An 11,137-nucleotide genomic window follows, 5' to 3' on the forward strand; every position below is an offset into this window, starting at 1 on the left:
TTTATTATAGACACAAGCAATTAATGTATAAAACTTAGCGGGCAAAGGATATACTTTGGACAAATTCAGGCATTAGACAAATACAATGAAAACAACCAACTCAACAAAGTGGAACGGGCAATATATTCATCCGTATGCTGAACACGGCAAAAAAAGTGAAATGGTTAAAAAAATTACTGTTTCAATTCCAACCAATGTACTAAAAGTATTAACCGACGAAAGAACCCGCCGTCAGGTCAATAATTTAAAACACGCCACCAATAGTGAGTTATTGTGCGAAGCTTTTTTGCATGCATTTACTGGCCAGCCATTACCAACAGATAATGATTTAGCAAAAGACAGCCGACATAGAATTCCGGCTGAAGCACGGCAAATTATGGCAGATATGGGCATTGAATTTAGCGAAGACGATATTCTAGATTCTGACGAATAGTCAACTTACAAAATGTTCAGCCAAGGTTTTATCTTAACCCGAAATGCCAGAGATACGGCTGCTGGCTGTGAAATACATTATTGGCTGACAACGCCAAACGGCGCTTGCGAGTTAGTATTAACTCAACAAAAACCGGTATTTATTGTTCTTAGTAACGAAAAAGCTGAAATCACTCAGCACTTAACTCAAGCCAGGCTAGCATTTGAATGGCGTGATATTCCGCTTAAAACGTTTAGCGGCCAACCTGTCGCTGCCTTGTATTTTCAAACTTTAAAAGCACAAAACTCAGCATTAAATAAACTCAAACAAGCCAATATAGACTGCTTTGAATATGATCTAAGATTAGCCGACCGCATCTTAACTGAGCGTTTTATTTATGGCTCGGTTGAGTTTTCAGGCGATCAGCAAGCTCAACAGCAATTTATCAACCCTAAAATTAAGCCCTGCGATTACCAACCTGATTTAAGTTATATCTCGCTCGATGTTGAATGCTCAATGCAAGGCGAACTTTATTCTGTTGCTCTACAAAATGATCAAACCGAAATAGTGATTATGATAGGTGAACAACAAAACAGCGAGCTAAACATAATTTGGGTGGTTGATGAAAAAAGCTTGTTAATTGAGTTGGTTAAACAAATCTCAGCGCTTAATCCGGATTTAATTATTGGCTGGAATGTGATTAATTTTGATTTCAGGCTGCTCATAAAACGCGCGGAGTTAAATCAGGTCACCCTGACTTTAGGCAGAGATAATTCTGCAATTAGCTGGCGCGATAATAAAACCGATAAAAGCATAGGGTATGTCAGTATTGCCGGCCGCGTTGTGATTGATGGTATAGATGCATTAAAAGTCGCAACTTATCAATTCGACAGTTTTAGTTTGCAGCATGTCTCGCAGCAATTATTGGCTAAACAAAAACTGATTGAAGATGTAGATAATCGCGGTCAACAGATCACCTATGATTTTTTGCACAACAAATTAAAACTGGCCCGCTATAACCTAGAGGATTGCCGCCTAGTTAGCCAGATTTTTGCGAAAACCCGACTAATTGATTTTTTACGCCTGCGCACCCAACTCACCGGATTAGAATTAGACCGGCAAGGAGGCTCAGTTGCTGCGTTTACTAACCTCTATTTACCTAAATTACACAGAGCAGGTTATGTCGCACCAAACTTACCTCAAGGTGGCGGCTTAGCCAGCCCCGGCGGTTATGTAATGAACTCCAAACCTGGGCTATATAAAAACGTGCTGGTGCTGGATTTTAAAAGCCTGTATCCGTCGATTATCCGCACTTTTAAAATCGATCCAATGGGATTAATTGAAGGTTTAAATGAACCGGATAACGCAATTGAGGGTTTTAAAGGCGCAAAGTTTTCACGCGAAAAACATTTTTTACCAGATATTATCACCAGTTTATGGCAGCAAAGAGATCAAGCCAAACAAGAAAAAGATGCTGCGCGTTCGCAAGCCATTAAAATTATTATGAACTCGTTTTATGGGGTTTTAGGCTCAGGCGGTTGCCGCTTTTACGATACCCGTTTAGCCAGCTCAATTACCATGCGTGGTCATCAAATTATGCAACAAACGGCTCAGTGGATTGAGCAGCAAGGCTACGAAGTCATTTATGGCGATACCGATTCAACTTTTGTTTGGCTGGAACAGATTAGCGATCCAACTCAAGCCAAACAAATAGGTCAACAACTGGCTGATGGCATTAATCAATATTGGCAAAACCAGTTAAAACAAGCGTTTAATTTAACCAGCGAGTTAGAAATAGAATTTGAAACGCTTTATTCTACTTTTTTAATGCCAACTATCCGTGGCTCTGAAGCTGGCAGTAAAAAACGTTATGCCGGTTTAATTAAACAAGCGGATCAGGATAAGCTGGTATTTAAAGGGCTAGAAACCGTACGCAGTGACTGGACAGAGTTAGCACACGAGTTTCAAACCGAGCTGTACCGGATTATATTTGCTGAGCAAAATCCGACACATTATATTCAAACCATAATCAGTCAGGTGCAAAATGGTGACAGAGATCACCAGCTTATTTACAAAAAACGCCTGCGCCGTAAGTTAGAAGCTTATGTAAAAAATATTCCGCCACAAGTTCGCGCGGCCAGGTTAGCCGATAATAAAAACAAGCAACTGGGCAAACGCTTAAAATATCAGAATAAAGGCTGGATTAAATATCTGATCACGCTAAATGGCCCAGAACCAGTTGAGTACCAAACCAGCATCATTGATTATCAGCATTATATTGATAAACAAATTAAACCAATTGCTGAGGGAATTTTACCTTTTATTGGTTTAAGTTTTACTCAACTGAACAGCCGCCAACTCAGTCTGTTTTAATCATCATAAATAATAAAAATCATGTTAAATCAAATACTCACCCCACTTATTTTAGTTATCAGCTTTATATTAATTGGCTTTTCATTTGCATTGCCTTTTACAACAATCAACCCTGAGTTTTCAACTTTATGGTTAGGCGTTAGCGGGCTTTTATATTTGTGTTTTCGTTATTATTATCGTGCCAGTATCCAATATAACTTAGTCAAAATTTTATCTGCTTTTGCCTGCGTTTTATTTGCGGCGGCTTTTGCTGTGCACTTATTTGATTCACCAAGCTTTTTTATCACTCAAGTTCAATTCTCCAGTAATGCTGAGCAGGTTAATATTTATTATAATTTTGATAAGCTGATTTTAGGCTTAATTGTTTTATGCTCTGCACCTTCTTTATTACAACGCTCATTTAAAACAAAGCCACTTACGCTGGATAGAGCCCTAAAATTACTACTGGTTTTTAGCTTGTCCTGTTTGGTGATTTTTTTAACTGCGATAGCTTTACAACTGGTCGCGCTCGATGTAAAAACTTTGCCACTCAGTTTATTGTCTATTTGGGCATTTAAAAATTTAGTTTTAGTTTGTTTTGGTGAGGAGTTATTGTTTCGCGGTTTTATTCAAACCGAATTAGCAAAATGGCACCCCAACTCTGCATGGTTAATTACGGCCGCATTATTTGGCTTAGCACATTTGCCCGCTGGAGTAGCTTATGCAATGGTCGCGACTATGGCTGGCTTATTGTATGGTTGGATATACTTAAAAACCGATAATATCCTATACCCCATTCTGGCTCATTTTGGCTTTAACTGCCTGCACTTAGTCTTTTTTACTTATCCTTATTTAATCGTTAGCGTCAATTCTGGATAACTAATTACTTTCTTGTGTTTATCTTCCCTTATCACTATGTTGAATTCGCTAGGACAGTTTAATTTTGAATGGTTAAATCATGTATTGTCCTTCTGTAGATCGGGTTTTAAGTCCGTTGAATACTTTGATTGACCGGGCTAAAGCCCGACTTACAAGGCAATTTTAATTTGAGCTATTCATTTTTAATGCCCCAAAAACAAAAAAGCACCCGAAGGTGCTTTTTAATATGAATTTAAGCTTTAAAGCTAATCTTTATGATTTTAGTATTTTCACTTTAATCTTTGCACTTTAGTCTTTACTACGTGACGCACGCTTACGTTCGTTTTCAGTTAAAAACTTCTTACGGATACGAATGCTTTTTGGAGTCACTTCAACTAATTCATCGTCATCAATAAATTCTAACGCTTGCTCTAATGTATAAACAATGGGTGGCGTTAATACTTGCGCATCATCAGTTCCGGCTGCACGAATGTTAGTTAACTGCTTACCTTTTAACGGGTTAACTGTTAAATCGTTATCACGGCTATGAATACCAATGACCATACCTTCGTATACAGAAACACCATGTCCGATAAATAAACGGCCACGCTCTTGTAGAGTAAATAACGCGTTAGTTAATGATTTACCCTGGCCATTAGAAATTAATACACCATTTTTGCGCTGACCAATTGTGCCACCTTTGTGTGGACCATAATGATCAAATGAATGGTAAAGTAAGCCAGAGCCAGAAGTCATTGTCATAAACTCAGTTTGGAAACCGATTAAACCACGGCTAGGGACTGTAAAGTCGATACGAACTCGGCCTTTACCGTCTGGCACCATGTCGGTCATTTCAGCTTTACGTAAACCTAAAGCTTCCATTACTGAACCTTGATCTTCTTCCTCAATATCAACCGTCATGGTTTCAATTGGTTCAATCTTATTGCCGTTTTCGTCTTCTTTAATAATAACTTCTGGACGAGAAACCGCTAATTCAAATCCTTCACGACGCATATTCTCAATTAATACACCTAAGTGAAGTTCACCACGGCCAGATACACGGAATTTATCCGGATCTTCTGTTTCTTCAACACGTAACGCTACGTTATGAACTAACTCGTCCTGTAAGCGTTCTAAAATTTGGCGTGAAGTAACAAATTTACCTTCTTGTCCACAAAATGGTGAGGTATTAACCTGAAAAGTCATAGTAACGGTTGGCTCATCAACCGTTAATGCAGGTAAAGCTTCAACATTGTTTTGATCACAAAGCGTATCTGAAATTTTTAATTCACCAGCACCGGTAATCGCGATAATGTCACCTGCACCCGCTTCTTGACGCTCGTATCTGTCTAAACCAAGGTAACCTAATACCTGACCGATTTTAGCATTGCGTTTGCTGCCGTCAGCGCCAACGACTGTCACTGCCTGATTTACTTTTACTGAACCACGCTTAATACGACCAATGCCAATAACCCCTACATAGCTTGAATAGTCAAGCTGAGAGATTTGCATTTGGAAACTACCAGCAGGATCTGCATCTGGTGGAGATACTTTATCAATGATAGTTTCAAATAATGGTGTCATATCTGTGCCGGTTTCGCCCTCATCATGAGTTGCCCAGCCATTAATTGCTGACGCATAAACAATAGAAAAATCTAATTGTTCATCAGTTGCGCCTAAATTTACAAATAAATCAAAAACCTGATCAATTACCCAGTCTGGACGAGCAGCTGGTTTGTCGATTTTATTAATAACGACAATTGGTTTTAAGCCATGCGCAAATGCTTTTTGAGTTACAAAGCGAGTTTGCGGCATTGGACCTTCTTGCGCGTCAACTAATAATAAAACGCTGTCAGCCATAGATAATACGCGTTCAACCTCACCACCAAAGTCGGCGTGTCCCGGTGTGTCAAGAATGTTGATGCGGTAATCCTGATAATCAATTGCTGTGTTTTTAGCAAGTATGGTAATACCACGCTCTTTTTCTAGATCGTTAGAATCCATTACGCGCTCGCCGGCATCACCACGAGACTCTAACGTACCAGACTGCTGTAATAGTTTGTCAACTAAGGTTGTTTTACCGTGGTCAACGTGCGCGATGATCGCAATATTTCTTAATTTATCTAACACAGGGCTTTTTCCAATTGAAAATAAAATAAATAACGTCTTATCAGGTTAAAAACCTGCCATTTTAGTTAACTAAAATTAGCAGCCTAATTTGAAACCTTGATGAAATTGCGCGCATTGTACACAGTCCGGTCGACTTATAGTAGCAATAATGTCGAAAAACTTGTCTGAATAAAGAAAAAAGCAGTTTGGCTATTGCTCTTATGTCTGAGAATACTGTATTTTAGGCAGGCTAATTTTTGGTGGAGTCGCACGGTAATGACGAGTGCAGAATGCACCATAATAACGCATAAATGCACCACATTAATGCAGTAAATTAAAACTTTGCTATTTATAAGTGACAAAAACCCAGTAAAATGCACCATTGGCGTGTTGGCATGTTTGTTGCTTATTAAGTCGCAAGGCGTAGTTCATGATGTGCGCTAGTTAAATTATAATTTTCGGAGAAATGCAATGTCTGCAGAAATTCTAGATATGTTGAAAGATGGCGAAATCAAGTTCGTCGACTTACGATTCACTGATACTAAAGGTAAAGAACAACACGTTTCTATTCCAGCTCACCAAGTAACTTCTGACTTTTTCACTGAAGGCAAAATGTTCGATGGTTCTTCAATCGCTGGTTGGAAAGGCATCAACGAATCTGACATGATTTTAATGCCTGATGCATCTACAGCTATCTTAGACCCGTTCGCTGAAGAAGCAACTTTAAACGTACGTTGTGACATCATTGAACCTGCAACAATGCAAGGTTACGACCGTGACCCTCGTTCAATTGCTAAACGTGCAATGGAATACTTAAAATCAACAGGTATCGGTGACGATGCTTTCTTTGGTCCAGAGCCAGAGTTCTTCTTATTTGAAGATGTTAAATTTGAACAAAAAATGGGTAGCGCTTTCTACAGCGTAGATGCTGAAGAAGCAGCTTGGAACTCAGGTAAATCATACGAAAACGGTAACATGGGTCACCGTCCTGGTGTTAAAGGCGGTTACTTCCCAGTTCCACCAGTCGATTCAGCAAACGACATCCGTGCTGCAATGTGTTTAATTCTTGAAGAAATGGGTCAAGTAGTTGAAGCTCATCACCACGAAGTTGCAACTTGTGGCCAAAACGAAATTGCTACTAAGTTCAACTCAATGGTTGAAAAAGCTGACGAAGTTCAAGTTAAAAAATATGTTATCCACAACGTAGCTCACGCTTACGGTAAAACAGCGACTTTCATGCCTAAGCCTTTATTAGGTGATAACGGTTCTGGTATGCACGTTCACCAATCAATTTCTAAAGATGGCAAAAACATCTTTGCTGGTGACAAATATGCTGGTTTATCACAAGAAGCTTTATGGTACATCGGTGGTATCATCAAACATGCTAAAGCAATCAACGCTTTCACTAACGCTTCAACTAACTCATACAAGCGTTTAGTACCACATTACGAAGCGCCAATTATGTTAGCTTACTCAGCTCGTAACCGTTCTGCATCAATCCGTATCCCATACGTAACAACAGATCGTGCACGTCGTATTGAGTGTCGTTTCCCTGATCCAACACAAAACCCATACTTAGGTTTCACAGCTATGTTAATGGCTGGTCTTGACGGTATCATCAACAAGATCGATCCAGGCGCAGCTATGGACAAAGATTTATATAACTTACCTGCTGAAGAAGAAAAAGCAATTCCAAAAGTTGCTCGTTCATTAGAAGAAGCATTAGCATGTTTAAATGCTGACCGTGAATTCTTAACAGTTGGTGGCGTAATGAGCGACGACATGATCGACGCTTATATTGAGCTTAAAACTGAAGAAGCACAACAAGTTAGTGTTGCTCCACACCCAGTTGAGTTCCAATTATACTACAGCTGCTAATAACTCAATTTAAGTTATTCGGTTTTAAAAAGTCCGCTTAGGCGGACTTTTTTTATGGCTAAAAACAAATTCAGCGATTAGAGTAAATAAACGCCTAATTGAAAAACACAGTCTTTATGTTTATTCGTGAGCACCTAATACTTAAATTATGGTTTTTAATATTACCATGCATTATGGGTGGGATTTTCTCAGCTAAAGCCGAAATTTATCAGTATGTAAATGAACAAGGGGTGACTGTTTTTACCGATAAACCTCGTCCAGATGCAAAACAAATAGAGGTTAATCAAAATATCCCAAATATGCCGGCAACACTTACCCAAGCTAAATCAAATAGTGCAGCCAGTAATCAAAAACCTCAACCTTTTGTTTATCAAATCACAATATTAAACCCACAACCTCAAGCCACTATCAGAAATAACCAAAGCGAAATGGAGGTAAGTTTTCAGCTAAATACTGAGCCTAATTTTGCTTATCAATTTGTGATTTATTTAGATGGCAAAGCCGTTAAAACAGTCAATCGACTTACCAAAGTTCAGCTCCAGCAGGTATATCGTGGCGAGCATCAATTAAAAGTCGAATTAACCGACCTAAACGGCAAGCTTATTGCATCGTCCAAACCAGTGATTTTTTATATGCACCAAGCTAGCCTAGTACCTGCGAATTAGCGCTAATTTGGGCTTGAATAATGCAGTGAATATGCTGCATTATTGTGAAATGCACAAACATAGTGCACCACTATCAGCAATGAGGCTATCGTGTTTAGTGAATCTATTGTAAATAACATCAGCAGTTGCATTTTAATAACCAATGCAGAATTAAAAATTATTTATGCGAACCCTGCTGCTGAAAACTTTTTTAAATTAAGCGTACGTCGCTTACAAGAGCTTAATTTTGCTCAGTTATTCAGATACAGTTCATTTGACTTAGAAAGAGTTCAACAAGCGGTTCCAACTCAACAAAGCTTTACCGAAACCGAAGTTTCATTGGTTACCATGGATGAACATCACACTATGGCTGAAATGACATTCACGCCAATAAAAACCCATGACGGTGCATCATTATTAATTGAAATTCACACCATTGATCAAATTAAAAAAGTCAGTCAAGAAAGCTTTGTTCAATCGCAAATGCTGGCATCACGCGATTTAATCAGAGGGTTAGCTCACGAAATTAAAAACCCACTTGGCGGTATTCGTGGTGCCGCGCAACTATTAGATAAAATGCTGGATGATCAAGGTTTAAAAGAATGTACTCAAGTTATTATTAGTCAGTCTGACCGGTTACGAAATTTAGTAGACAGATTATTAGGCCCTAATAAATTACCACAACGTGGAATGGGTAATATTCATAAAATTCTTGAACAAATCAGGCGCTTAATTGAGCTTGAAGATGAAAACAGCAATATTAATTTTGTCCGCGATTATGACCCGAGTATTCCTGATTTTAATATGGATGAAGAACAGGTTTATCAAGCTTTATTAAATGTTGTGCGCAATGCTTATCAAGCACTGCAAAATCAGGAACATGGAAAAATAACCTTTCAAACCCGTATCGCAAATCAAGAAACCATTCATGGGCAACGCCATAAACTGACAGCAATAATAAAAATTATCGATAATGGTCCGGGTATACCAGAGAACATCAGAGACACATTATTTTATCCGATGATCACAACAAAATCAGATGGTACTGGACTTGGGTTATCCATTTCTCAGACCCTAATTAACCAACACAGAGGAAGAATTCATTGTGAGAGCTGGCCGGGGCGCACAGAGTTTACAGTTTATCTTCCTATAGATTTAAGGAATTGATTTGTTATGAGTGCAACGAAAGTTTGGATTGTAGATGACGACAGTTCAATTCGCTGGGTGATTGAAAAGGCGCTTGATGCAGCCGGTATCAGCAATACCTGTTTTGAGTCACCAATAGACTTATTGCAATCGTTAAAAAACGACAGTCCGGATGTCATTATTTCTGATATCCGAATGCCGGAAATGGATGGTATGGACTTATTAAATCAGGTTAACCAACACGATCCTGATATTCCGGTTATTATCATGACTGCGCATTCTGACTTAGATTCAGCAGTCAATGCTTATCAAAGTGGCGCATTTGAATATCTACCAAAGCCTTTTGATATTGACGACGCGGTAAGTTTAACTCAACGCGCGTTAACCCATGTTATTGAAAACAGCAAAAAGAAACGGGCGCGACCAGAAGTAGAAAATATTTCAACTGACATTATTGGTGAAGCGCCCTCAATGCAGGAAGTTTTTCGTGCAATAGGCCGTTTATCACGCTCTAGCATTAGTGTATTAATTAATGGTGAATCCGGTACAGGTAAAGAGCTGGTTGCACGTGCACTGCATAAACATAGCCCACGCCGCGATAATACATTTATTGCGCTGAATATGGCTGCAATTCCTAATGACTTAATAGAGTCAGAATTATTTGGTCACGAAAAAGGCGCATTTACCGGTGCAAATGCCATACGCGAAGGTCGTTTTGAACAGGCGAATGGCGGCACTTTATTCTTAGATGAAATAGGTGATATGCCTTTACAGGTTCAAACTCGTTTATTGCGTGTTTTGGCCGATGGTCAATTTTATCGGGTTGGTGGTCGCCAACCACAAAGTGCAGATGTACGAATTATCGCTGCAACTCACCAAAACTTAGAAAAATTGGTGGCAGACGGCAAATTCCGTGAAGATTTATTTCATCGTTTAAATGTAATTCGTATCCATTTACCACCACTTAAAGAGCGTCAGGAAGATATCCCACGTTTGGCAACTCAATTTTTAAGCCGCGCAGCCAAAGAAATGAAAGTGGAAGAAAAACGACTTTCAAAAGAAGCGGCCGAGTTTTTAAGTAAATTACCTTGGCCGGGTAATGTTCGCCAACTGGAAAACACCTGCCGATGGTTAACCGTAATGGCAAGTGGTCAGGAAATTTTAATTTCTGATTTACCGCCAGAGTTATTAGAAAGTCAGCCGCATAAAGTTGCAGTTAGCGCCGCAGAAGTTGAAGGTGACTGGCAAACTTTATTAACTCACTGGGTAGATGAGCAACTGGCAAGCGGTAAAGATAATATTTTAGATGAAGCCATGGCAACATTTGAAACCATTATGCTCAAGCGCGCGCTACACCATACCTTAGGCCATAAACAGGAAGCCGCCAAACGTTTAGGCTGGGGAAGAAATACTATTACCCGAAAAATGAAAGAGTTAAATATTTAACCTTTTTATTCTGTCAAAACAAATGACTGCGCCAAAACAAAACTAGGGTCTGTTGATCTTTTGAATACAATTTTGCAGCAGTTTTGTTTGGTATTTATCCAAGGCATAGCGATTGACGTGTAGTGAGCTACATAAATGAGCTATAACGCAGAAGAAATGCCAAACAAACGCTGCCCTTTGGGTTCGTCCTAAATGCTTTTTTACTCTTTGTTACCTACATGGATGTAGGTAAGGGGCGAGAGCATGGAGCGGAAGCTTTGCAGCATTTTGACTTAATCCATTAGGCCTTCAA

The 11,137-nt window shown here is 39.2% G+C and carries 8 protein-coding genes; 7 read left to right on the forward strand and 1 reads right to left on the reverse strand.

Going from position 1 to position 11,137, the window contains the following annotated elements:
* The first annotated feature begins 85 nt into the window (after positions 1 to 85).
* The 3 genes from metJ to N7931_RS14650 are packed head-to-tail and all read left to right on the forward strand — an operon-like array spanning position 86 to position 3,643.
* On the forward strand, positions 86 to 433 hold the full coding sequence (gene metJ / locus N7931_RS14640) for a met regulon transcriptional regulator MetJ (protein WP_262795087.1): 348 nt from the start codon (positions 86 to 88) through the stop codon (positions 431 to 433).
* A 12-nt stretch (positions 434 to 445) separates the two neighbouring features.
* Complete coding sequence (locus tag N7931_RS14645) at positions 446 to 2,785, forward strand: DNA polymerase II (protein ID WP_262795088.1); 2,340 nt, start codon at positions 446 to 448, stop codon at positions 2,783 to 2,785.
* Between the two features lie 21 nt (positions 2,786 to 2,806).
* A complete protein-coding gene (locus N7931_RS14650; RefSeq protein ID WP_262795089.1) occupies positions 2,807 to 3,643 on the forward strand; it encodes a CPBP family intramembrane glutamic endopeptidase in 837 nt (278 codons plus the stop codon).
* Between the two features lie 288 nt (positions 3,644 to 3,931).
* Here N7931_RS14650 and typA read toward each other — a convergent pair whose 3' ends face one another.
* Positions 3,932 to 5,752 carry a translational GTPase TypA gene (gene typA, locus N7931_RS14655; RefSeq protein ID WP_262795090.1) on the reverse strand — a complete coding sequence of 607 codons (1,821 nt, stop codon included), beginning with the start codon at positions 5,750 to 5,752 and terminating at the stop codon, positions 3,932 to 3,934.
* Between the two features lie 450 nt (positions 5,753 to 6,202).
* Here typA and glnA point away from each other — a divergent pair, with 450 nt between their 5' ends.
* The 4 genes from glnA to glnG all read left to right on the forward strand — a co-directional run bounded on the left by glnA (position 6,203) and on the right by glnG (position 10,845).
* Positions 6,203 to 7,609, forward strand: coding sequence for a glutamate--ammonia ligase (glnA, locus tag N7931_RS14660; RefSeq protein ID WP_262795091.1), 1,407 nt, complete (start codon positions 6,203 to 6,205; stop codon positions 7,607 to 7,609).
* Positions 7,610 to 7,725: 116 nt separating this feature from the next.
* A complete protein-coding gene (locus tag N7931_RS14665; protein WP_262795092.1) occupies positions 7,726 to 8,274 on the forward strand; it encodes a DUF4124 domain-containing protein in 549 nt (182 codons plus the stop codon).
* A 90-nt stretch (positions 8,275 to 8,364) separates the two neighbouring features.
* A complete protein-coding gene (gene glnL, locus N7931_RS14670) occupies positions 8,365 to 9,420 on the forward strand; it encodes a nitrogen regulation protein NR(II) (protein WP_262795093.1) in 1,056 nt (351 codons plus the stop codon).
* A gap of 6 nt (positions 9,421 to 9,426) precedes the next feature.
* On the forward strand, positions 9,427 to 10,845 hold the full coding sequence (gene glnG / locus N7931_RS14675) for a nitrogen regulation protein NR(I) (RefSeq protein ID WP_262795094.1): 1,419 nt from the start codon (positions 9,427 to 9,429) through the stop codon (positions 10,843 to 10,845).
* Positions 10,846 to 11,137: the final 292 nt, after the last annotated feature.

The sequence above is a fragment of the Catenovulum sp. 2E275 genome (assembly GCF_025515275.1).
Lineage (GTDB): Bacteria > Pseudomonadota > Gammaproteobacteria > Enterobacterales > Alteromonadaceae > Catenovulum.